A 22,874-nucleotide genomic window follows, 5' to 3' on the forward strand; every position below is an offset into this window, starting at 1 on the left:
ACCCGGTGTCGTACCCGTTCCACGGAGGAGGAGACCATGCGCGCCGTGCAGTACCTGGAGATCGGCCAGCCGCCCCGGGTCGTCGACGTCGACGTGCCCGAGCCCGGCCCCGGACAGATCCTGCTGCGGGTCACCGCGGCGGGGGTCTGTCACTCCGACCTGACGGTGATGGGGTGGGATGCGGCGGACTTCCCGTACCAGCTCCCGCTCACCCTGGGCCACGAGGGCGCCGGGGTGGTCGAGGCCGTGGGGGAGGACGTGCACGCCGTCTCGGCGGGCGACTCCGTCATCGTCTACGGACCGTGGGGCTGCGGCACCTGCCACGCCTGTGCGCTGGGCCGGGAGAACTACTGTCCGCGCGCCGCGGGGTTGGGCATCGTGCCCCCGGGCCTGGGCCGCCCCGGCGCACTGGCGGAGTACCTGCTGGTGGACTCCGAACGGCACGTGGTGCCGATCGGGGACCTCGACCCGGTGAAGACCGTGCCGCTGACCGACGCCGGCCTCACCCCCTACCACGCGATCAAGCGCTCCCTGGCCAAGCTCCGCCCGGGAAGCGTCGCGGTGGTCATCGGCGCGGGCGGCCTGGGACACGTCGGCATCCAGCTGCTGCGCGCGATGTCCGCCGCCACCGTGGTGGCCCTGGACATCCGCGAGGAGAGCCGGGAGCTGGCACTGCGCAGCGGCGCGCACCACGCGCTGCCCTCCGACGCGGGGGCCGTGGACACGGTGCGCGACCTCACCGGCGGCGCGGGCGCCCAGGCGGTGTTCGACTTCGTGGGCGCACAGGCCACCCTGGACCTCGCCGCGCAGATGGCGGGCATGGACTCCGACATCGACGTGGTCGGCATCGGCGGGGGGACGCTGCCGGTGACGTTCGACTCGCCGCCGTACGCCACCCGCGTGAGCACCAGCTACTGGGGGACCCGCCCCGAGCTGATCGAACTGGTGGAGCTCGCCCGGCAGGGCGTGCTCGACGTCCACGTGGAGCGCTACGGCCTGGAGGAGGGGCCGCAGGTGTACGAGCACATGGAGGCCGGAAAGATCCAGGGCCGCGCGGTGGTGGTGCCGCAGGGCTGACCTGGGTTCGGACGTCCGGTCCCGGGTCGGGCGCGGGTCAACGTCCCGGGCCCGGCCCGCGGCCTCCGCACCCGGTTCCGAGAGCCCCGCCGTCGAGTCCGGCGGCAAAACCCGCCGAGCCCTGACGGCCTCTCCGCCGCACGTGTCCCTTTTCCGCAACCGCTCCCGGGCTTCCGGAACGTGAAAACGGACACGGCACGGCCGAAGCCGCTTCCGTCCGCACCTCTCGAATTCTTGACGTGGCCGGAATCGGCCACGGTCCGCGGAGGGATCCGCTTCTCCCCGCCTGCGGGACGCAGCGTCCCGGCGGCCTTTTCTCCGTGCGCAGCACGCGTGGCCGATTCACGCCATCCCCGCAATCCCACCAGGTCAGCCGGACCGAAAGAGCGGATTCCACCGGCCCCCTTTTTTCGGCGCCGCGCAGACTTCGCGGTGAAAAAGACCGGGCGTTCGCACGTGCATCCCGTGGCGGCTTCCCGGATTTCCGGGTCTGCCGCAGGAATCCCGGTCACCGACAGGTGGTTACAATCCCACCGGCCCCACACTCAGGGCGCGGTCTTTCCGTCCTGGGACGATCTTCCCCCGAACAGAGAGGATCAGCATGTCCGACGAGGCCGGCGGAAATCCCATCGAGGGATACGAGGGCGCCGAGTTGGCCGGAGCCCTGGCCGAGTCCATGGCGGGACTGGCCGACATGTTCGATTTGATCATGGAGGACGCGGAAACCGTCGTCCACAGGGACGAGATCTCGTCCGCGCTGCGGGTGTACCGGGAGGAGTACGGTCCGGCCCTCGTCGAGGTGCAGGAACACGGTCTGCAGCTCGCGGAGAACATCCAGGCGGGCGCCTCCGAAATCGCCCTGAACGACCACGAGTCCGCCGAGGACTACAACACCCCCTGGGACCTGGGAATGGATCTGAGGATCAACTTCTGACCCCCGCCCCCTTTCTCCTCCCGAGCACTTCCGACAGCAGAGCGCGATGGCCTACTTCGACATCACTTTCCTGCCCCGCACCACAACCGCGAATCCCGAGACGATCAGAGCCCGGTCGGAGGACCTGAACATCCTCCAGGCCCGACTCCTGGGCAGAGCGGACGACCTCGACGCCGAGTTCAACAACACGGCGACCCAGTTCACCGATCTCATGGCCTGGAATATCCGGGACCAGTCCGCCGAGGAACTCCAACTGTGGCGGGACGCCGGAACGGCGATCGTCTACGCGTCCTCCATGATCGAACTGTGGGCGCAGCACGTGGAGGACTTCAAAAAAGAACGCTCATCCCAACTGTCCGAATGGTGGGAGTTCCTGAGAACGAAACGGTCCGAGATCCCCGACAAGTACCAGGGCCAGACCATCACCGCCACCTACCCCGCACGGGAGGGCCTCGGCTGGTTCGGGGACGAGAACAAGTGCCGTTCCGTCTACGACGAAGTCGTGGCGAAGCTGGCGGATCTGGAGGAGCGCGAACGCGCCAACTACCGGGCCTTCGAGAACAACGCCGAGGACGTCGCCGAACGGCTGCGGCAGGGGCCGACCAAGGAGAACGTCCAGACGCTCATCGACGCGGGGATCAACTCCTGGGCCTTCTACAACCTCGACCCCAACCAGTACACGATGCTGATCGACGGTCAGGAACTGACCGCGGAGAACGCCGAGGAGTGGGCCGAGGAGCTGGGAGCCTACTGGTCCGGGGAAAACCCGTCGACAACCGCTACCACGAGCTCATGCTCATGCTGAGCATGATCAACTCCAACGCGATGCAGGCCCAGCAGGGGGAGACGGCCTACCGCCCCGAGGAGATGGACTTCCTGCGGGCCTTCTACAACCGGCTCGAAGAGGAGAACCCGAACGGTGACGGCGTGCTCGGCTTCCCCGCCGCGATGGAGGACCACCTGGGCGACGAGGAGCGCGAGCACGCGCTCGGCGTGCTCGGGGACGGCCTCCTCGCCCTGTCCGACCACAGCCTCGGCGGCGGCTACGGCGATCTGCCGGAAAGCGTGCGCAGGGCGGCCGAGGGTCCGGCGCTCCAGCCTCCGGACTCCATCGAGCTCTACCGGATCGACGAATGGTCCGAGGATGCGGGCGCGCTGGCGGACCTCCTCCGCCACGCCCATTCCGACCTGCGGGGCGGCGAGGGGTTCTCCAGCACCCTCATACTCTCCATGGGGCTCTACGCGGGCGGTTCGGAGGGAAACTTCGACGCCTGGCTGAGCCAGGAGGACGTGGGGGTCCTCCTGGAGACCGCGACCCGGAACAGGGACGCGAACCACGCCATTCTCACCGGCGACTTCGTCCACCCCAACCTCAGGGGCGAAGACGGGGAGTTCCTGCCGCAGCTGACGTACGAATCCGCCGAGGACATGCTCGACCACGCGCTGGCATCGCTGTTCACCGCGGACTGGGACGACGGCGGCGCATCGGTCCGCAGCCTGACCGACTGGATCGCCGAGGACGCCGCCGCTCCCGAGGACCGTGTGCCGGTGGACGAGAACTCGGAGATCCGGCCGGAACTCCCGCCCGAGCAGCAGCGGTCCGCCGAAGCCCTCGCCGCGCTGGTGGAGCGCATGGAGGACGAGGAGTTCAGGAACGCCGTGTTCTCCAGCGGCCACGAGGTCACCGGAGACGACGACGTCACGTGGCGCGACGTCGCCGCCGGCCACCTCAACCCGGAACTCGCCGACTCCTGGTCCGACATCTTCATCTCCTACATGGACGTCTTCGCCAGCACGGAAGGACTCGATGCGGTCAACGAGGAACAGCGCAAAGAGAAGTACGACACACGCTGGGACGACGAGCAGAACCGCGTGTACCTGAGCCCGGACGGCCGACGGTACTTCACCGAGCTCATCATGGGCGACCCCGACGCCGCGCAGAAGACCTACAACGAGGTCGTCTACTACGGGGCGGAGAGCATGGGGAACTTCGCCCTGGGCGACGGGGAGCGCGACCACAGCGGCGCCGACTCCTACGGCTCTCTGCTCGGGCTCGTCGACGTGGCCCTGGAGCAGGAGAGCGAGCGCCGGGCGGCCGACAACACCGCGGCCGTCAACCACGCGAACAAGGTGCGCGGCGCGGTTGTGGACACCATCGCCGGATTCGCCGCGGACCGGAACGTGTCGGCGGTCACCATCGAAGTGGCGAAGTTCCTGGCCAAGGAAGCTCTCACGATCTCGGACAACTCCTCCGCCGGTAGGACCGCCGACGCCGCGGGCAACTGGATGGCGGTGGAGGACATGCAGCACCTCTGCATCAGTGCCCTGGCGGCCAACGACCCCGCGGTCATGGACGCCCTGGAGGAACTCCACCCGGGTGCCGTCATCGGCGAGGGGGAGGACCGCTACATCCCCCTCGACCCCGAGGAGTGGGAGATCAACGGGGAGAGCCGGAGCGCCGCACGGGCCAACATGTACGACTACATCGACGAACTGCCGTGGGTCGACGGTCAGGGGACCACCAAGAGCGCGGTCGACAACTTCCTGACCACCCTGGAGACCGCTTGGGGCAGGTGGGAGACGGTGGCTTCGTGATGCGGGCGAGGAGACGGGTCCGGTTGGCGGCGGCGGTGGGCGCGGTGGTGCTGTCGGCGGCCGGCTGCGGTGTCTTCTCCGGACACCGGCACACCACGAACGACGATCCCCGCGAGCTCTCCCTGCCGCAGCGGATCGAGCAGGTCGTCTGGGACTGGGAAGCGCCGGAAGGGGTCCGGCTCGTCGCCACGGTCGCGGTGCCCGTCGGCGTGGTCGTGGTGCTGGACGACGGCTTTGTCGCGCTGGCGGGCGACACCGGCGAGGAGGTGTGGCAGTACCGCGTCGGGGAGGACGCCCGTGCGGCCTACGCCTCACGCCGGGGCGACTACCTGGCCATGGAGGTCGAGGACCCCGAGGACGGCGCGCTGCTGGTCGAACTCGCCCCGTCCACGGGGGAGGTGGTGAAGCAGGTCGCGATCGAGGAGACCGACGACGAGCGCGGGATCAACGGGGCGTTCGGGCGGAACGTGTCCGACGGTGTGCTGATCCTCCGTGACCCCTTCGACGCTCCCGCGCTGGAGGGGCGCTCGTTGGAGACCGACGAAGCCCTGTGGGTGCGGGAGGATCCCCCCGAGTGCACCGCGGTGGACGGTCCCAACACCGACACCGTCGCGAGTGTCGTCCTCGGCGAAGTGGTCCTGGAGGGGTTCTCCTGCACCGGGGGTGACGACGAGGACGGCGCCGGTCTGCTCGGCCGCGACCTGTTCACGGGAGAGGAGCTGTGGCGCTTCGAGGAGGTCCTCGGCCCCTCCGTCCCCGGTCTGGGGGTGCTCCACCGCCGTTACGACCCCCTCACCGACCGGCATCTGGCCATGCGGACCCTGAACGGCCTCACCCGGGTGTTCGACGTGGTCGACGGTGAACTCCTCGGCGAGTGGGAGGAGCAGGTGATCGGGGTTCTGGAGGACGGGTCGGTCGCACTCCACTCCGCAGAGCACAACCAGTACCGCAGGGAGGACTCCTCCGGGGAGCTCCTGGCCGCGCTGTCCGTCCCCCGGGGGGTCAACCGGTCGGTGTACCCGGTGCTCGTCGACGACGGCGTGGTCAGCCACGGATACAGCACCCTGGAACCGGGGGTGCGGGTGTGGTTCCAATCCTGGGAGTGGGAGAACGACGGCGAACCCGTGGTGATCGACGTGGCCGACGAACGGCTGAGCGATCCCGAAGCCGCCGTCTCCGCCACCGCCATCCCCGGCGCCGTGCTGCTCCACTACTCCGAGGACGGCCCCGAAGCGAAAGAGGTCCTCTTCGGACTCGCCTGAGGCAGCAGCCCACCGTGATCTTGTCCCCAGGGTCACCGAAAGCCGCCGAAATGGCCCTGGGGACAAGATCACCGAACGCGCGAAGGGCCTCTCCCGAGACTGGGAGAGGCCCTTCGACCTGGGAGCCGCCTGTGGGAATCGAACCCACGACCTACGCATTACGAGTCTGGCGAGAAAAGTCCAGGGATGTCCGGAGACGGTGTCTGACCTGGGTGGACGCCTTTCAGGGAGGGCGATGATTTCGGAGCTGTCCAGCCCTGTTCGGAGCCGTTGTTAGCAGCCGTGTTAGCACGGGGGCGGCGACGCTGCGGGATCGGGTCAGCCCTGCGCCACCCGGGATTTCGGCAACCACAGCGGCGGGCGACCACGGTCCTCGGTCGTGGTGCTCGATCGCGCCGGAGTGCTCAGCCACAGACGGGCAGAGTCGCGCGATCGAGTGCCACGGGAACCGAGGACGCCAGGAACCACGGCTCGGTGACTACGGCCGGTGGGCGGTCGCCTGCGGCAAGCGGAACCAGGAGCCGTCTGGGGGTGGCCCCGGACCGGGCGGCAGCCCGCAGCCGGGGCCACCCCCAGACGCCGCGACGGCGCGCAGCGCCGACGCCTTGATCCCATACAGCCAGATTCGGCAATCTATTCCCCGTCGAGCCGATCGAAATCTTCACTGATTTTCAGGGGTTTGAAGTTTCCACTTTCAATACCAGTCACCAAAAAGCTCACCACAAAGAAGCGCAATCCCGAGATTAAAATCTCGTCCGCATGCCACATTCACCAAAAATCAGTCAACCAAAGTTCCAAACCCACATCGAACAGAAAATCACATAAAGGATGTGCTATCGATCTGAGCCAATGCTTCCTTCCAGGGAAATTCCCCCATTTTCACCTCTCCACCCTTTGCTTTATGAGGTTCAAACAACCCAGTTCCAATGAGAACCAGAACACCTTCCTGACGAAGGAGTTCTACACTCCTCTGGAAGGGCTTACGTGCGACATAGGCAGAGTTGACGAAGGGCAGGATGGCGACCGGGAGCCCAAGACCAATTGCCTCGTTCACGACATCAAGGGCATAGTTGTCGGCGATCCCGTTGGCCAGTTTGTTGATGGTGTTGAAGGTGGCCGGGGCGATGATGATGGCGTCGGCCTTCGGGGAGCGGGGTTGGCCGGGTTTGCGGTGGGTGTGGCGCACTGGGCGGCCGGTCTGCTTTTCCAGAGCCTCGACGTCGATGAAACTGACTGCGGCCGGGGTGGCGATGACCTGGACGGTCCAGCCTTCCTCCTGGGCCATGCCGACGAGAATTCCGACGTCGGGGGCGGGGCCGGCGGCGCACACCACGATGTAGAGGGTTTTGGTCTGCTGGGTCATGCGGCGATTCCGGCACGCTCTGCGAGTTCGGTCATGTTGGCGCGCAGGTGGCCGGTGGAGCGGGCATGGATGTCGGTGATGAGTTGGTGGACGGCTGGGCGGGTCCTCAGCTCCTCGGGGGCAAACCGCTCGGCGGTCATCAGCGCTTCGTAGGCGCGGTCCAGTTTGTTCCACTGGGCGTAGGCTCGGGCGGCGTCGATGAACAAGGTGGCTTTGCGTTCGGTGACGTCGATGTTGTCCAACCGGACCTGGCGGGCATAGTCGATGGCGCTGCCCGCGTCACCCAGGGCGACGGCGATGGTGACCCGGTGGAGGAGAACATTGGTGGGGCCGAAGGCGGTCCACTGGTAGTTGTGGTCTCCGCCGAGTCGGCGACCCGCCTCCTCGGCCTCGTCCAGCAGAGTGAGGGCCTGGGCGCGGTCCTCGTTCTTCGCGGCAGCTGCTGCTCCTCGCAACAACAGTGCGCCGTAGACCGACAGGGAGTCCGGAGACGGTTCGGCGGTGTCGTGGTCGATGCGTTCGGCCATACTGGTAGCGAGTTCGGTGGCCGGGCCGTAGTGGCGGTCCTTCATCAGAGTGTGAGTGACAATGCGGGCGCTGGCCCCGATGGTGGTGGGGTTCTCGCTGCGCTCGGCGGCCTGCATACTGCGGTCGGCGGCAAGCCAGGCCAGTCCGCGTTCCTCAGACTTGAGCAGCACGCTGGACGCCACGTGGTACGCCTCGGCCTGGAGGATGTAGGCGGTTTGGAGGTCGTCGCCGGTGAAGGTGGCCGTGGCGGCGGCGAGCCGGTCCAGCAGGGTGGGAAGCTGTTGGGCCACCGCGCCGTAGTGGCATGCCTGGTAGCCGATCTTGGCTGAGCGCACGGCCTTGGTCAGTGCCTCGATGGTGAGACTGGGGCCGTGAGCCGTGGTCGAGGTGGTGTAGCGGGTGAGGGCGGCGGCGATACGATCTGCGCCGGTCAGTGATCCGGCGGTGGCGACGATGCCTGCTCCGGCAAGGCTGATGAACTGGCGTCGTTTCACTCGGTCCTCCTTCTCCTCCTCCTCCACGCTAGGCGGGGAGAGTTGGGCCGTGGAGGCCGTGGCTGCTGTGCTATCCCCAGTGAGGATGGCCAGGTTCAGGGGGGCCAGACCGAACAGCATGCGGGCTTGGTCGGGCATGCCCAGGCCGTCGGCGATGCGTTCGACCACCTCGAAGGAGGTGACGCGCTTGCGGCCGTTGAGGATTTCGCTGATGCGGCCTTGGGCGATGCCGGTGGCTGCGGCAAGCCTGGTCTGGCTGGCACCGCCGTAGCGCTGAGCGAACCTCAGCAAACCTGCGATATCGCGTTCCTGCAAGATACGGCGTATTTCTTCACGTTTCCACGCCCAAACGGGAATGGCGATCGGCTCTGGTGCTCGTCCAGCCATCGCGGCCCCTCTCACGGTGGTGGAGCCGCCATTATCCCTACTTGGGATAGCTCGTGGGAATGGGTTTGCGATGTCGGTCGCGAAAGCCTGAGGGCATGGATGCTGACACGAGCATGACGTGCACGGCCTGTCGGGGCCGTGGATGGCGGTGGACGCGGCTGCGCCGAGGCTTCGACCGGACGACCATGGCCGAGCTGCGCGTGGAACCCCAGCGGCAGGAGTGCTGGGACTGTGCCGGATCGGGCCGGCTCACGGTTGCCTCGTTCGGGGAGACGGCGGCGTGACGGCTTCGACACGGCAGGCGGGGTATCTCAACGCGCTGCGGGTCCGTCTGGACTGGCTGGGGCTTGGTGCTCGTTTCGTTCCGGTGCTGGGTGAGCTGCGGGTGGAGCATCCCGACTATGTGGGGCCGGTGTGGGTCTCGGCCACTGAACACGGGGCCTACGTGCTGCGGGACGGCTTCTACCGGCGGGCGCTGTGCGCGGACTCCCACGAGGCGGCCTACCAACTGGTGCGCTACTTCCAGGCACGGTTGGTCCTCCGGTGACGGGCGGCGACCTGGAGGCGGCGATAGCGCGGCTGCGCGGACTGGTCGCCCAAGAGTTGCAGCGGGAGTTCTCCGGTGCGATCGTGCGCCCACTCCGCGGGGGCGGGTGGGTGGCGGTCTACCACGGCATACCCGTGACGGCAGGGGATGCGGTGCTGCTGCGCGCTCAACTGGCAGCGATGAGCAGCACCTCAGCGGAGGTCCTCGACCTGCTGTGGAGCGTCTACGGCGGTTGACTGTGACAGGTTCTCCTGTCAGTGTCACTTGATAGTTCATGTTGGTTGAGCTGGGATGGAAACGACGATGGGTGGCGGCGAGCGCAAGTACGAGCGGGTGGCGCGGATCATCCGCGAACGCATCGCCTCGGGGGTCTACCGGCCGGGGGACGCTCTTCCCTCAGAAGGGAAGTTGAGCGAGGAATTTGCGGTCTCGCGGCCCACGGTGATCAACGCCCTCAACGTGCTGCGGGATGAGGGGCTGATCTACACCCAGACCGGTTCGGGCTCCTACGTGCGCGCAACCAAACCCAAGGTCGCCGAGGAGTCGGCTCGCCCCGGCCTGGAACTGTTGGAGGGCTCTGAGGAAGAGCAGGCAGCCGAACTACTGCAAGCCGGGATCGTAGTGGCTCCTCCTAGGGTGGCCGGTCTGCTAAGCCTCCCCGCTCCGGCCAAGGCGTTCCTACGTCAGTATGTGATCAGCGATGATGACGGGCCAACCGAGCTGGTCTCCGCCTGGTTTCCGCTGGAACTGGCTTCCGGTACGCGGTTCGCCTCCCCTGAACCTCTGGGACCGAGCATCCGCCGTCACCTCTTCGAACGCAAAAAGATCCGCTTGGACTACGCGGTGGAGCGCACCATCGCCCGTGCGGCCACGCCAGAGGAAGCCCAGGTGTTGGAGATCGCGGTCGGCGCTCCGGTGCTCAACATCGTGGTGACGGGGCACGACGTCGACGGCACGGCCCTTCAGATGATCGACGCTGTTCTTCCCGGCGATCGGCACGAACTTCGGGACGTCTACCCACTCCACTAGTCCTGTCAGAAATACCATTGATCCGAACTTGACCTATCAGGTCCGCACCCCTACCCTCGAACCACAACCTGACCTATCAGGTTGTGGTTCTTCTCGTTTCTGATAGATGGGATTTGGCCTGATGGCGATTCAGGGTGCGTTGCCGGTGGCGTTTGGGACGGTGTTTCCGCATGGGGCGTTCGCGTTGGGGGTGGAGGCGGTGACGAACTTCGAGACCAAGCGGCCGGAGGTGGACCGGGAGACCGGGTTGCCGTTGTGGGCGGTGGAGGTGATCGACGCCGACCCCAACGCGCGGGGCAAGGCCAAGTCGGTGAAGGTCAAGGTGGCGGCCGAGGTCTGCCCGACCCTGCCCGATGAGGTGGCGGGGCTGCCGTTCCGGCCGGTGGAGTTCGAGGGCATGTCGGTCATGCCCTACGTGGACGACAACGGCCGTCGCCCTCGGGTGGCCTACTCGCTGCGGGCGCGCGGCCTGAAGGCTCCCGGCGCTGGTGCGCGCCGTGGTGCGGCCAAGGACGCCGCCTAGCTCCTGACAAGCAAGCGGGGCGGCCTGGTGCTGCAACACCGAGCCGCCCCTTCAACCCCTCCGTATTTCCGTTCGGCTTGCCAACCGATGAACCACAGAAGAGGTGTGTCTGATTATGGCTGACCAGCCGCCTCCCGTCTCCCCCCGGGAGATCTCCGAGTTCCTGGCCCTGGTCCGCGAACGCTCCACGAACCGCGTCCCGTCGACTCCGGCCGAGGACGTGGTGTTCTTCGAGCGCAAGGCGGACCTGCTGTCCCGGATCGCCGTGCACTCCTTCGACCCCGAGGCGGTGGAGGTGGCGGCGATCGCCCGGGCCCAGCTCGACGCGGCCCGCTCCCGCCTGGCCGACTCGGCGGGGGGTGGGTGCTGATGTGGTGGTCTCCTCGCCCGGCCGCCCAGCAGGTGTCGGTGACCACGCCGGTTCCGGCGCAGGCGTTCCGGTTCGCCACGCCGGTGCTGCCCACGCCGGTGGCGTTGATCGTGGCCCGCTGGCTGGCCCGACTGGTGGTCCTGGTGGTGGGGCTGCCGTTCCGCTTCCCCATCGCCACGGTGGCGGCTGTTGTCTCGTTCCTCGTCTGGCACTGGTTCGGCTGGGTGGTCGTGGCGGTGGCTTGGTCGCTGGTGGATGTGGGGTTGTTGGTGTGGTGGCGGCGCTGGCCTTCCTCGTTTCGCCGGTGGGTGGGGCTGCGGCTGCTGGCCGCTTGGCGGTGGTGGTGGGTGTATGCCCGTCAGTGGCAGCCGGTGCTCGTGGTGGCGGGGTTGGCTGAGACCTACCAAGAGCGCCAGTACCTTCCCAGGATTCGGCGGGTGACGTGTTCGGAGTGGGCCGACCGGGTGCGCGTGCGCCTGGTGGCGGGCACGACTCCCGCGGACTTCGAGAACCGGGTTGCCGAGTTGGCGCACGGGTTCGGCGCGCCCTCCTGCCGGGTGACCGTGCTGGGGCCGCGGGATGTGGTTTTGGAGTTTCCCCGCTGGGACACCCTCGCCGAACCGATTACCGCGCTCGACGTTCCGGCCGTCCCTGACCTCGGCGCACTGCCCGTGGGGCTTCAGGAGGACGGCACACCGTGGCGGCTCAGGTTGCACGGCACGCATGTGCTGGTGGTGGGGGTGACCGGCTCGGGTAAGGGCTCGGTGATCTGGTCGGCGATCCGCGCCATGCTTCCGGCCCTGGAAGACGGAACCGCGCAGGTGTGGGCGGTGGATCCCAAGCGGATGGAACTGTCCTACGGCCGCTCCCTGTTCGCCCGGTATGCCGACACGGGGGAAGCGGCGGTGGCCCTGCTGGAAGACGCGGTGGCCGAGATGCAGAACCGGGCCGAACGCTACGCCGGACACCGACGCTCCCACACTCCCACGACCGAGGATCCGTTCGTGGTGGTGGTGTTGGATGAGGTGGCGTTCCTGACCGCCTACCACCCCGACCGGGACGTGCGGCGTCGCGCGGAGAACGCGATCGCCACGCTCACATCCCAGGGGCGTTCGGTGGGGTTTTGCGTCCTGGCGGCGTTGCAGGATCCGCGCAAGGAGGTCATGAACCTGCGCAACTTGTTCCCTGACAAGATCGCCCTGCGCCTGGACGAAGCGAGTCAGGTCGACATGGTGCTCGGCGAGGGGGCACGCGACCGCGGCGCCAATGCTCACCTGATCGATCCGGCCCTTCCTGGGGTGGCGTTCGTCCGGTTGGAGGGCTCGCCCATGCCGGTACGGGTGCGGGCGGCGTATGTGTCCGATGGCGACATTGACGCTATGGCGGCCGAGGTCGAACAGGACTCCTTGGCGGCTTCGATGGTGACGGCGACCCTGCGCGTGGTGGAAGGGGCCGCGTAGATGCCCACACCGACCGGCAAGACCACCCGCGCCGAACGTTTGGCCCAACCTCTGGCGCGGGTGGTGGCCGAACAGATCGCCGCCGACCACGGGGTGTGCATCCGCCCGGTGGCCCTACGGCGCATCGACACCACCACCGGGGCCAGCGAGGTCATCGACGTCCCCTGCGGGTCCACGCTGGAATCCCGCTGCCCGGCCTGTGCGCGGCGCAAGCGGTCCCTGCGGCGCACCCAGTGTGAGGAGGGCTGGCACCTGGCCGAGGAACCGGCCGTGGTTCCCGATGATCCCTCCGAGGTGCAGCGGGCCTGGGTGGAACAACGGGCCGTGGTCACGGCTGAACGCGACCGGCTGGCCGCTCGTGGCGCTGACCCCGAGGCCCTGGCCGAACTGGATGCGGCGATCGCGGACCTTGACGAAGAGACCGCCGCCTCGGGGCTACGCGGCCGGGTCGCTCCCGCTCCCTCCTCGGCGTCGGCGTCTCGGCCTCGGCGGGTGCGCTCCACTCGGCGGCGGCAGGATGCCCCGGAGTTGCCCAAGCGTCCGATGGTGCGCCGCACCGTGGGCCGGGCCTTCACCGACCCCGACATCGGCAGGGTGTTTCGGCCGTCGCTGTTCGTCACGCTGACCTGTGACTCCTACGGGCGGGTGCGCTCCGACGGCACACCGGTGGACCCGGCCTCCTACGACTACCGGCGGGCCGCACGCGATGCCCTGCACTTTTCCAAGCTGGTGGACCGGTTCGTGCAGAACCTCCGCCGCGTCGCGGGTTTCGAGGTGCAGTACTTCGCCACCGTGGAGCCGCAGCGGCGTCTTGCTCCGCATCTGCACATGGCGATCCGCGGCACGATCCCGCGTGCGGAGCTGCGGCAGATCGCGGCGGCCACCTACCACCAGGTGTGGTGGCCTCCGACTGATCGGGTGGTCTTCGACGGCGACCACCTTCCCGTCTGGGACGAAGCAACCAGCTCCTACCTCGACCCACAGACGGGCGAAGTCCTGCCCACCTGGGACCAAGCCCTCGACGCCCTGGACGCCGACCCCCACGCCCAACCCCTGCACGTGGTCCGCTTCGGCCCCCAAGTCGACGCCAAAGGCGTGCTTGCCGGATCCCCCGACGCCGACCGGTGCATCCGCTACCTGGCCAAGTACCTGACCAAGGACATCGCCGAATGCCACACCGTCCAGACGGTGGCGCAGGAACAGCACGTCGAACGCCTCCTGGAGGCGTTGCGCTATGAGCCGTGTTCGCCGAGGTGTGCGAACTGGCTGCGCTACGGCATCCAACCCAAAGACGCCAAACCAGGACTGCGCCCGGGGTTTTGCACCTCCAAGGCGCACCGGCGTGAGCACCTGGGCTATGCGGGCCGGCGCGTCCTGGTCTCACGCAAGTGGTCCGGCAAGACCTGGTCCTACGTCATCCGCGTCCCCGCCCCGGAAACCGGAGTGAGCAAACCCAAGTGGGTCGGCGGCTTCGCCACCGAAGACGAAGCCAAAGCCGCCCGCGACGAAGCACGAGTCAAAGCCCGACGCGGCGAATACATCGAACGTTCTGACCTGACCGTGGCGGACTACCTCGCCGACTGGTTGGACGGGCACGCGATGGAGGTCAAGCCGCGTACGCTCGACGACTACCGCAACTGCATCCGGTTGTACGTGCTGCCTCGTATCGGGTCGGTGAAGGTCCAGGCGCTGCGGCCGTCCACGTTCACCAAGCTCTACCGGGACCTGCGGGCTCGCGGTGGCAAGGGCGGCCGTCCGCTGGCGGTGAGCACGGTGACCCACCTGCATGCCGTGCTGCGCAAGGCGTTCCGCGACGCCGTGGAAGTCGACCAACTCCTACCCAGCAACCCCGTGGAGCGGGCCAAGCGGCCTCGGGACGTCTACCGGGAGGTGGGCGACGTCTGGACCAAGGCGCAACTGCGGGCCTTCCTGGAGGTGGCGCGCGGGCATCGCCTGTTCGCGTTCTTCCACCTGGCGGCCTACACCGGGGCGCGTCGGGGTGAGCTGCTGCACCTGCGGTGGCCTGACGTCGATCTCGACGGCGGGCGCATCACCATCACCGGGTCCACTGCGGTGGTCGGCGGGGTCCGGGTGGAGGGCACCACCAAGAGCGGGCGGTCCCGGGTGGTGACCATCGACGCCGGGACGGCGGGGGTGCTGCGCGCGCACCGTGTTCGGCAGTGTGAGGAGGCCGAGACTGCGGGTGAGGAGTGGCGCGGCGATCCCGACGGCTACGTGTTCACCACGGCGTGGGGTGAGCCGGTCTACCCGGACACGGTGACCGGGCTGTTCCGCACCTTCATCAGGATGCACAACGCTCCGACCGACCGTCCGGCTCCGGCCGTCCCTCTTCCGCCTGCTCGGCTGCACGACCTGCGGCACCTGCACGCGACCACACTGCTCATGGCGGGCGTTCCGGTTCACGTGGTGGCGGCTCGGCTGGGCCACGCCGATCCGGCGATCACGTTGCGGGTCTACGCGCACGTGGTGCGTGATGCCGAGACGGCGGCGGCCGAGGTCTTCGCCCAGGCGCTCGCCGACGGCGACGGCTGAGCGCGTGTTAGCAAGGGCGTTAGCAAAGGGCCTCCCCCATCGCTGGGAGAGGCCCTTCGACCTGGGAGCCGCCTGTGGGAATCGAACCCACGACCTACGCATTACGAGTGCGTCGCTCTGGCCGACTGAGCTAAGGCGGCATCGCCTCGGAGCGAGGCGCTGTCAGTCTAGCGTGTCCCCGAGCGTGCCCGAAACCGGTATCGGTCGGGTCAGCAGGCCAGGCGGGGCGGGAGGCCGTCGGTGTCGGGGAAGCGGTCCAGGTAGGTGGAGAGGGCGAAGTCCAGGAAGCGCGACACGTCTCCCAGGGTGCTGACCAGGCCGACGGAGACCCGGATCGCCCCGGCCGTGGGCATGCCGATGGCGGCCAGCACCTCGTCCAGGGTGGCGGCGGTGCGCAGCTCCGGCTTCCGCAGGTCCGCGCGGTGCAGCCGGAAGGCCGCCTCCCCCGCCCCCGGGTTGCAGAAACAGCCGGTGCGCAGGGAGATGTTGGCCCGCGCGGCGTCACGTGCCACGACGCGCTCGTCGACGACCCGCCCCGCCGGGTCGAGGAAGTTGAAGGCGATCGTGCCGCCGCGCGCCTCGGTGGTGGTGGGCCCGTAGATGCGCACCAGCGGCGTCCCGGTGGCGTGCCGGGCCGCGGCCAGGCGCTCCACCAGCCATCCGGTGAGACATCGCACCCTGGTGCGCACGGTGTCCATCCCGATCGCCGACAGCCAGCGCAGGCCCACCTCCACGTCGGGGATCGACAGGTAGTTCACGGTGCCGTCCTCGAAGGCCGCCGGGCCGTCGGCCGGATGGTACCAGTCACCCAGCACGCTGACGGCCTGGATCGTGCCGCCCGAGAACCAGGGGCGCCGCAGCCGCGCCAACGCCTCCCGGCGCGCCACCAGGCAGCCCAGTCCGGTGGGATAGCCGAACAGCTTGTACCAGCTCACCGGCATGAAGTCGGGGTGGATCTCGGCGAGGTCGATCCGGTTGGCGGGTGCGTAGGCGGCCGCGTCCAGCAGCACGTCGAAGCCGTACCGGTGGGCGAGGTCGATCCACTCCAGCGGGTGCTGGACGCCGGAGAAGTTGCTCTGCGCGGGGTAGGCGAACAGTCCGGCGCGCGCCTCGGAGCCGTCGGGGTGGGACGGCTGCAGTGTCTCGGGCACGGGACGGGCCAGCGAGGCGCGCACCTCGGCCCCGTCCGCGCGCAGCTCCGGGGGAGCCAGGTCGACCGTGTCGATCTGCGCTCCCCGGGTCCGCGCGAACTCGCGGATCCCGTTCACCGAGTTGTGGTTGTCGGCCAGTTGCACGAACCGCGTCCCCGGCTCGAACGGGTACGCCTCCCCCACCAGGCGGCAGGCGCCCGTGGCGTTGGGCGTGAAGACGGCCGTGTACTCGTCGGGGGAGGCGTTGAAGAACCGCAGCACCGCGGCCCTGGCCTGCTCCACCAGTTCGGTCGAGGCGGTCGAGGTCGGATTGGCCGAGTGGGGGTTGCCGAAGCAGTCCCCCTCCACCCGTTCGGCGTGCGCCCTGATCTGTGCTTCGGCGGGCAGTCCGCCCCCCGTGTAGTCCAGGTAGAGGTGGTTCCTGGCGTCGAGGTACCGGTATTCGGTGGCCCGCAGCCGGTCGAGTACGGCGGTGTCGACGTAGTCGGGGTAGGCGTCGAGAAACGCGGTCTGCTCCGGGATCGCGGGCGGTCGCGCCGGAGACGTCCCGGTGGTTGCCGGAGTCGCGGGATTCCTCGTCGGCTTCATGTCCCTCCCCCTGCGTCGCACCGCTTCTGGGGCGGACATTCCCCCGATCGCCGGCCGTGCCCCCGTCCCCGGATGAATTTTGGGCAGATTTTAACTAGTTCGAGCCAGTCGCCGGAGTTGTCCCTTTTGGGGGCAGCGTCCGGAGCCCTGCCCGCCCCGACGTCTCAGAGGGCGCAGACGGTCCCGTCCTCGGGCACCTCGCCCTCCAGCAGGTAGGCGTCGACCTCCTCGTCCACGCAGGGATCCGAGCCGTAGGCGGTGTGGCCGTCCCCCTCCCAGGTGAGCAGCACGCCCGAGTCCAGGGCCGCGGCCATCTCCTCGGCCCACTCGTACGGGGTGGCGGAGTCACGGGTGGTCCCCACGACCAGGACGGGCGGCGCGCTGTCGCCGTCGATCTCGGACAGCGCGTCCTCCTGCGCCTCCTCGGGCCAGTAGGCGCAGGTGAGCGCTCCCCATGCCAGGGAGGGGCCGAACAGCGGCGCCGTCCGGCCGACGGTACGCGCGGCCTCCTCGTAGGCGGCGACGTCACGTGGACCGGGGCGGTCCGCGCAGTTCACCGCGATCAGCGCGGCCAGGGAGTTCTCGTAGACCCCGCCACTGTCGCGGCTGTACAGCATGTCGCCGAGCTGGAGCAGCACGGTGCCGTCGCCGTCGTGGATCGCCTCGGTGAGCCCGGCGCGCACCTGGGGCCAGAACGACTCGCTGTACAGCGCGGCGAGCACCCCCAGTTCCACGCGGGTCCGGTTGACCTCGCGGTCGTCCACCCGGTTGTCCAGCGGCTCGGCCGCGGCCCGCTCCAGCAGTTCGGCGATCCGCGCGACGCCGTCCGCCACGGTGGCGTCGTCGCCGTCCGCCAGGGGGCAGTCGGGTCGGCTCAGGCAGTCCTCGACGAAGGCGTGCAGCGCCGTGGTGAACCCGCCCGCCTGTTCGACGCTGAGCTCCAGCTGGTCGCCGTGCGGGGTGACCGCGCCGTCCAGCACCAGGGCCCGCACGTTGGCACCGAACAGCTCGGCGTAGTGGGCGCCGATGGAGGTGCCGTAGGACTTGCCGAGGTAGGTGAGTCCGTCGTCGCCGAGCACCTCCCGCAGCACGTCCAGGTCCCGGGCGACGTTGGCGGTGCCCACGTGGTGGATCAGTTCGCCGGAGCGCTCCTGGCACGCCTCGACGAAGTCGCGGTTGAGCCGGACGAACTCCTCGACGCTGGCGTCGGTGACCGCGGTGGGGTCGCCGGTGCCGTCCGCGCTCTGCAGCTGGAAGCCGAGGAACTCGTCCAGCTCCGCGCTGTCCATGCAGTACACCGGGGAGCTCTGTCCCACGCCGCGCGGGTCGAAGCCGACGATGTCGAACCGTTCGCGTACCTGCCGGCTGAAGGCGGCGGGGGCGGCGCTGACGTAGTCCAGCCCGGAACCGCCCGGTCCGCCGGGGTTGACCACCAGCGAGCCGATCCGGTCGTTCCCGGAGGCCGGCAGCCGCTTCACCGCGATCTCCAGACGCCGTCCGGACGGGTCGTCGTAGTCCATGGGGACCTCGAAGGTCCCGCACTGGAAGCGGCCGTCGCACTCCTGCCAGTCGATGTCCTGCCCGTAGAAGACGGCCAGCGGGTCCTGCGCCTCGGACGCCTCGGTGCGGTCCGTCTCAGCGCATCCCGTCGCCAGCAGCGCCACCGCCAGCACCGCGCCGCTCCAGCCCTTCGTTCCCACTCGCTCCCGCTCTTTCCGTCCCGCCCCGGTGGGCGCTCTCGTATGCCTGTCTGGGACCGCAGACGTCCGCGCGGTCGCACGAGCAGCGCCGCCCGGTGGCGTCGAGGCGGACCACGACCCTCTCCGCCGGAACGTCGTGTCCGATGACGACCCCGTCGCCGTCGGGGACGCGCACCCGGCTTCCCCGGGGCAGGTCCGCCCTGAACTCCTGGTACAGCTCGTGCTCGTATCTCAGGCAGCACATCAGCTTGCCGCAGGCCCCCGAGATCCGCATGGGGTTGGGGGGCAGGTTCTGCGCCCTGGCCATGCGCATGGTCACCGGTTCGAAGCCGGTGAGGAAGGTGGCGCAGCACAGGTCGCGTCCGCACGAGCCGATGCCGCCGCGGAGGCGGGCCTCGTCGCGTGCGGAGAGCCTGGTGAGCTGTACCCGCGCTCCCAGGGTACGGCTCAACTCCCGCAGCAGTGCGCGGAAGTCCACCCGCGAGGGCGAGGTGTAGTAGACGGTGAAGACGTCGCTGCCCGCGGCGTGGTCGACGCCGACGACCTTCATGTCCAGTCCGTGCGCGCGGACCAGCCGCCGGACGGTACGGCGCGCCTCGGCGCGGCGGCGTCGGGCCTGCTCGGCGCGGGCCAGGTCCTCCTCGGTGGCGATGCCCAGGCACACCGGGAGTCCCTCGACGTCCTCGCTGACCCACTGCGGCGCCCACACGCACTCGGCCACCTCGGGGCCCCCGTCGGTGGGGACGAGCACCTTGTCGCCCACGCGGGGGGTGGTCCGCCCGGGGTCGAGGTAGTGGAGCCGTCCGTACCGTTCGAAGGTCACCGCCATCATCATGGGCATAGGGGCCAGACTAGGACCGGCGGACGGCCGGCACCAGGGCGCTGAGCTCTCAGCCCAGGTACAGGGCCGCGGTCATCGCCTCCATCGCGATCTGCGGGTGGACGTTGGCGCTGATGCGGCGGCGGCACTCCATGACGGCGTCGATGCGGCGCAGGGTGGCCTCCGGGGTGCTGGAGCGCGCGACGCGGCGCAGGTCGGCGTCGTGGTCGCCGGTGGCCAGCTCCACCGACGCGCCGAGCTGGACGGCCAGCACGTCGCGGTAGAAGGCGACCAGGTCCATCAGGAAGGTGTCGTAGGCGTCGCGTTTGATCCGGGTGGCGCGGCGTTTCTGCCGCTCCTCCAGTTCCTTGAGGGCTCCGGCGGCGCCCCGCACGGCCTTGGCCACGCCCCGGCCGGTGGCGCCCTCGCCGAACGCGGCCCTGAGATCGGCCCGCTCCTGTTCGTCCAGGGCCGCGGTGCTCTCCTTGGCCTCGGCCTCGGCGATCTCGTACAGCCGCGCGGCGGCCTGCACGCAGGCGCCGAGGCTGTCGAGGCGGGCGGGGATGGCGAGGACCTCCTCGCGTCGTCGGCGGGCCGTCTCGTCGGTGGCCAGGGCGCGGGCACGCTCCAGGTGCCCGGCCGCGGCGCGCGCCGCCTCCACGGCCCGGGCCTCCTCGACGCCGTCCCGGCCGACCAGGGCCTCGACGATCGCCCGGGTGCTGGGGGTGCGCAGCGTCACCAGACGGCAGCGGGAGCGGATGGTGACGAGCAGGTCCTCGGCGGTGGGGGTGCACAGCAGCCACACCGTGCGCGCGGCGGGTTCCTCGACCGCTTTGAGCAGGGCGTTGGAGGCGGCCTCGGTGGCGCGGTCGGCGTCCTCGAACAGCACCACCCGGAAGCGGCCCCCGGTGGGACTGGAGGCGGCGCGCATGACCAGCTCGCGGGTCTGCTCCACGCCGAAGCTGAGCCCGCTGGGACGCACGTACAGCACGTCGGGGTGGGTGCCGGCGGACACCTGGTGGCAGGAGGGGCAGTGGCCGCAGCCGCCGTGGTCGCACTGCAGGGCGGCGGCGAACGCCCAGGCCGCCCGCGACCGTCCCGATCCGGGCGGTCCGGTGAACAGCCACGCGTGGGTCATGCCCGTGCCGTCACCGCCACGGAGCAGGCGGTCGGCCGCGCTCGCGGCGGAACGCAGCTGCTGGATCACCGTGTCCTGGCCCACCAGGTCGTCGAAGACGCTCATCACCGCCCAGCATAGGAGGGCGCGCGGACAGCCGGGGCGGGTTCGGCCCGTCCGCCGCGGGGTGCTCCTCCGGGCCGTGTTCCAGGCCGGGTCCGGTCCCGGTGCTCCGGCGGCGCCGCCCCGCCGGTCACTCCTTGATGATCGGGATCATCCCGGTGATCTCCTCGGCGTCGCCGGGGACCGGGTCGGGCAGCATCCGGCGCAGGTGCCGCCGGATGGCCTTGGTGACGGCCTCCTGCGGCTCCCTGGCGTCCAGCACCAGGTAGCGTTCGGGGGCGCGGTCAGCCAGTTCCAGGAAGCCGCGGCGGACCCGCTCGTGGAACTCCAGGGACTCCGACTCCAGCCGGTCGGCGGGGCGGTCGGAGTGCCGCCGCAGCCCCTCCTCGACGGGCAGGTCCAGCAGGATGGTCAGGTCCGGCACCAGCCGCCCGGTGGCCCAGTCGTTGAGCTGGGCGACCTCGTCGGCGTCGAGCTCCCGTCCGGCGCCCTGGTAGGCGAGGGTGGAGTCGACGTAGCGGTCGCTGACGACGATCGCGCCGCGTTCCAGCGCGGGCCGGATCACCGTCTCGACGTGCTCGGCCCGGTCCGCCGCGTACAGCAGCGCCTCGGTGCGCGCCGCCATGCCCGCGTTCGCCTTGTCCAGCAGCATCGTGCGCAGCCGCATGCCCAGTTTGGTGGCTCCCGGTTCGCGGGTGGTGAGCACGTCGAAGCCCTCCTCCCGCAGCCACACCGCGATCTCGCGGACCTGGGTGGACTTGCCGGATCCCTCGCCGCCCTCCAGCACCACGAACAGGCCGCTGTGCCGTTCGGCCCCGTCGTCCTCGGGCGCCCTGCCGCCCAGCACGGTCTTCAGTTCGGCCAGCAGCGAGGTCTCGTGGCCCTCGTTCATCTGCCAGTAGGCCACCAGCGACACCAGGATCAGCAGGACCGCGGCGATCAGCAGCACTCCGGCCGAGCCGTGGAACTCGTAGGCCAGTTCTCCCGCCCGGAGGGTGCGGGCCCCCATCGTGGCCGCGAGCAGCGGGGCCGCCGCGACCGACCCCAGCAGCACCACGCGGGCCATGACGTGCAGGAACGCGAAGGTGCGGCCGCGGATCTCGTCCTCGACCTCCTGTCCCAGCAGGGTCAGGCCGATCACCCAGGCGATGCCCGCGCCGACGCCCAGGACCGTGGTGAGCACCGCGGCCAGCACCATGTCGCTGACCAGTCCGACCAGCAGCAGCGCCGCCCCGGCGCCGATCAGGGACAGGCCGAACAGGCGGCGGCGGCTGAGGTCGCGCAGCACGCGGGGGCCGAGGAGCATGCCGATCGCCATCCCGGTGAAGACCGCTCCGAACAGCACACCGAAGCCGGCGTTGCCCGCGCCGAGGTGGGTCACGTAGATCCGCGCCACGCCGATGACCGCGCCGCCCGCGGCGAACGCGCCCAGCATGCCCAGCATCAGGCCGCGCACCAGCCTGGTGGTTCCGACGAAGCGCAGGCCCTCCCAGAACGCGCGGAACGCCGACGGGCGGGTGGGGCCGTCGGCGGTGCGGGTAGCGGGAATGGGCAGGCGCCAGATGACGGCTGCGGCGACGAAGAAGGTGACGCCGTTGATGTAGAGGGCGATGTCCGCCTCGGGGGCGCGCATCGCGGGGAAGAGGGCGCCCAGCACCGTGCTGAGGGAGGCCAGCAGTGCGAAGAGTCCCGCGGCCACCGGGGCCGAACCGTAGGTGGTGAGCAGGCTGAGCTGGTTGGCCTGCTCCAGCCGGTGCCGGGGCACCAGGTTGGGCACGGTGGCGTCCTTGGCGGGCGCCCAGAACAGCGCCACGCACTCGGCCAGGAAGTTGGCGATGAGCAGCCAGTCCAGGCGGCCCACGATGGGGATCGAGAGGTAGAGCAGGCCGCGGACGACGTCGCCGACGACCATGGTGAGCCGGCGGTCGACGCGGTCGGCCAGCACCCCCGCGATGGGGCTGAGCAGCACCGAGGGGAGCACCTTGAGGACCACCACTCCGCTCACCGCGAAGTACTGGATCACCGCTTCCTCGCCCTCGGTGAGGATCGCGGCCAGGGACATCAGGGCCAGCAGGCTCAGCCAGTCACCGAGGCTGGACAGGGACAGCGAGATCCACAGCCGCCGGAACGGCGTGATCGCGAGAACGGTGCGCGCCTCGCCGGGCGCTCCGAGGGGTGCGGGTCTGCTCATGGCGACCAGCGTAGCGATGGGGACGAATCATGCAACGCTTACGGATCGGCCGCTATCGGTAT

General features: G+C 69.5%; 19 protein-coding genes, 1 tRNA gene and 1 pseudogene. 13 read left to right on the forward strand and 8 right to left on the reverse strand.

The genetic code is table 11. The features are described 5' to 3' along the window. Window positions 1–36 precede the first annotated feature (36 nt). The 5 genes from FOF52_RS14415 (at window position 37) to FOF52_RS14435 (ending at window position 5,868) form a co-directional block, all read left to right on the forward strand. The gene (locus tag FOF52_RS14415) at window positions 37–1,077 is read left to right on the forward strand and encodes an NAD(P)-dependent alcohol dehydrogenase (protein ID WP_248590475.1); all 1,041 of its coding nucleotides are present in this window, start codon (window positions 37–39) and stop codon (window positions 1,075–1,077) included. A gap of 601 nt (window positions 1,078–1,678) precedes the next feature. Continuing rightward, window positions 1,679–2,011: a hypothetical protein gene (locus tag FOF52_RS14420; protein WP_248590476.1), complete on the forward strand. Its 333-nt coding sequence runs from the start codon at window positions 1,679–1,681 to the stop codon at window positions 2,009–2,011. Between the two features lie 46 nt (window positions 2,012–2,057). Continuing rightward, window positions 2,058–2,816 carry a hypothetical protein gene (locus FOF52_RS14425; protein ID WP_248590477.1) on the forward strand — a complete coding sequence of 253 codons (759 nt, stop codon included), beginning with the start codon at window positions 2,058–2,060 and terminating at the stop codon, window positions 2,814–2,816. Next, entirely contained in the window at window positions 2,804–4,606 is a 1,803-nt protein-coding gene (locus FOF52_RS14430) for a TPR repeat domain-containing protein (RefSeq protein ID WP_248590478.1), read from the forward strand. Before FOF52_RS14425 ends, FOF52_RS14430 begins: the two co-directional genes overlap by 13 nt. After that, window positions 4,606–5,868 carry an outer membrane protein assembly factor BamB family protein gene (locus FOF52_RS14435; protein ID WP_248590479.1) on the forward strand — a complete coding sequence of 421 codons (1,263 nt, stop codon included), beginning with the start codon at window positions 4,606–4,608 and terminating at the stop codon, window positions 5,866–5,868. Before FOF52_RS14430 ends, FOF52_RS14435 begins: the two co-directional genes overlap by 1 nt. Before the next feature lie 817 nt (window positions 5,869–6,685). Here FOF52_RS14435 and FOF52_RS14440 read toward each other — a convergent pair. Then, window positions 6,686–7,231, reverse strand: a complete 546-nt coding sequence (locus FOF52_RS14440) for a flavoprotein (RefSeq protein ID WP_248590480.1) — start codon at window positions 7,229–7,231, stop codon at window positions 6,686–6,688. Beyond that, on the reverse strand, window positions 7,228–8,544 hold the full coding sequence (locus tag FOF52_RS14445) for a helix-turn-helix domain-containing protein (RefSeq protein WP_248590481.1): 1,317 nt from the start codon (window positions 8,542–8,544) through the stop codon (window positions 7,228–7,230). Before FOF52_RS14445 ends, FOF52_RS14440 begins: the two co-directional genes overlap by 4 nt. A gap of 376 nt (window positions 8,545–8,920) precedes the next feature. Here FOF52_RS14445 and FOF52_RS14450 point away from each other — a divergent pair, with 376 nt between their 5' ends. From FOF52_RS14450 to FOF52_RS22045, 8 genes and pseudogenes are all read left to right on the forward strand, one after another. After that, complete coding sequence (locus FOF52_RS14450) at window positions 8,921–9,187, forward strand: hypothetical protein (protein WP_248590482.1); 267 nt, start codon at window positions 8,921–8,923, stop codon at window positions 9,185–9,187. Next, window positions 9,184–9,423 (forward strand): hypothetical protein, encoded by a 240-nt coding sequence (locus tag FOF52_RS14455; protein ID WP_248590483.1) that lies wholly within the window; start codon window positions 9,184–9,186, stop codon window positions 9,421–9,423. The genes FOF52_RS14450 and FOF52_RS14455 overlap by 4 nt, the downstream gene beginning before the upstream one ends. A gap of 55 nt (window positions 9,424–9,478) precedes the next feature. After that, entirely contained in the window at window positions 9,479–10,216 is a 738-nt protein-coding gene (locus FOF52_RS14460) for a GntR family transcriptional regulator (protein WP_248590484.1), read from the forward strand. 121 nt (window positions 10,217–10,337) lie between these two features. Beyond that, a complete protein-coding gene (locus tag FOF52_RS14465; RefSeq protein ID WP_248590485.1) occupies window positions 10,338–10,739 on the forward strand; it encodes a plasmid replication, integration and excision activator in 402 nt (133 codons plus the stop codon). Window positions 10,740–10,854: 115 nt separating this feature from the next. Then, window positions 10,855–11,109, forward strand: a complete 255-nt coding sequence (locus FOF52_RS14470; RefSeq protein ID WP_068758654.1) for a hypothetical protein — start codon at window positions 10,855–10,857, stop codon at window positions 11,107–11,109. Next, window positions 11,109–12,569: an FtsK/SpoIIIE domain-containing protein gene (locus FOF52_RS14475; protein ID WP_248593873.1), complete on the forward strand. Its 1,461-nt coding sequence runs from the start codon at window positions 11,109–11,111 to the stop codon at window positions 12,567–12,569. Before FOF52_RS14470 ends, FOF52_RS14475 begins: the two co-directional genes overlap by 1 nt. Continuing rightward, window positions 12,570–13,973: pseudogene (locus tag FOF52_RS22040) on the forward strand (replication initiator); the annotation flags it as partial. Window positions 13,974–14,129: 156 nt separating this feature from the next. After that, entirely contained in the window at window positions 14,130–15,122 is a 993-nt protein-coding gene (locus tag FOF52_RS22045; protein WP_341849837.1) for a tyrosine-type recombinase/integrase, read from the forward strand. Window positions 15,123–15,188: 66 nt separating this feature from the next. Here FOF52_RS22045 and FOF52_RS14485 read toward each other — a convergent pair. From FOF52_RS14485 to tmk, 6 genes are all read right to left on the reverse strand, one after another. Continuing rightward, window positions 15,189–15,262: transfer RNA gene (locus tag FOF52_RS14485), tRNA-Thr, on the reverse strand. A gap of 69 nt (window positions 15,263–15,331) precedes the next feature. Then, window positions 15,332–16,861, reverse strand: a complete 1,530-nt coding sequence (locus tag FOF52_RS14490; RefSeq protein WP_248590487.1) for an aminotransferase class V-fold PLP-dependent enzyme — start codon at window positions 16,859–16,861, stop codon at window positions 15,332–15,334. 164 nt (window positions 16,862–17,025) lie between these two features. After that, complete coding sequence (locus FOF52_RS14495; protein ID WP_248590488.1) at window positions 17,026–18,561, reverse strand: alpha/beta hydrolase; 1,536 nt, start codon at window positions 18,559–18,561, stop codon at window positions 17,026–17,028. Further along, complete coding sequence (locus FOF52_RS14500) at window positions 18,497–19,402, reverse strand: PSP1 domain-containing protein (RefSeq protein WP_248590489.1); 906 nt, start codon at window positions 19,400–19,402, stop codon at window positions 18,497–18,499. The genes FOF52_RS14495 and FOF52_RS14500 overlap by 65 nt, the downstream gene beginning before the upstream one ends. 49 nt (window positions 19,403–19,451) lie before the next feature. Beyond that, window positions 19,452–20,624 carry a DNA polymerase III subunit delta' gene (locus FOF52_RS14505; RefSeq protein WP_248590490.1) on the reverse strand — a complete coding sequence of 391 codons (1,173 nt, stop codon included), beginning with the start codon at window positions 20,622–20,624 and terminating at the stop codon, window positions 19,452–19,454. Between the two features lie 127 nt (window positions 20,625–20,751). Continuing rightward, window positions 20,752–22,812 carry a dTMP kinase gene (gene tmk, locus FOF52_RS14510; RefSeq protein ID WP_248590491.1) on the reverse strand — a complete coding sequence of 687 codons (2,061 nt, stop codon included), beginning with the start codon at window positions 22,810–22,812 and terminating at the stop codon, window positions 20,752–20,754. Window positions 22,813–22,874 lie beyond the last annotated feature (62 nt).

It is taken from the genome of Thermobifida alba (assembly GCF_023208015.1).
GTDB classification, from domain to species: domain Bacteria; phylum Actinomycetota; class Actinomycetes; order Streptosporangiales; family Streptosporangiaceae; genus Thermobifida; species Thermobifida alba.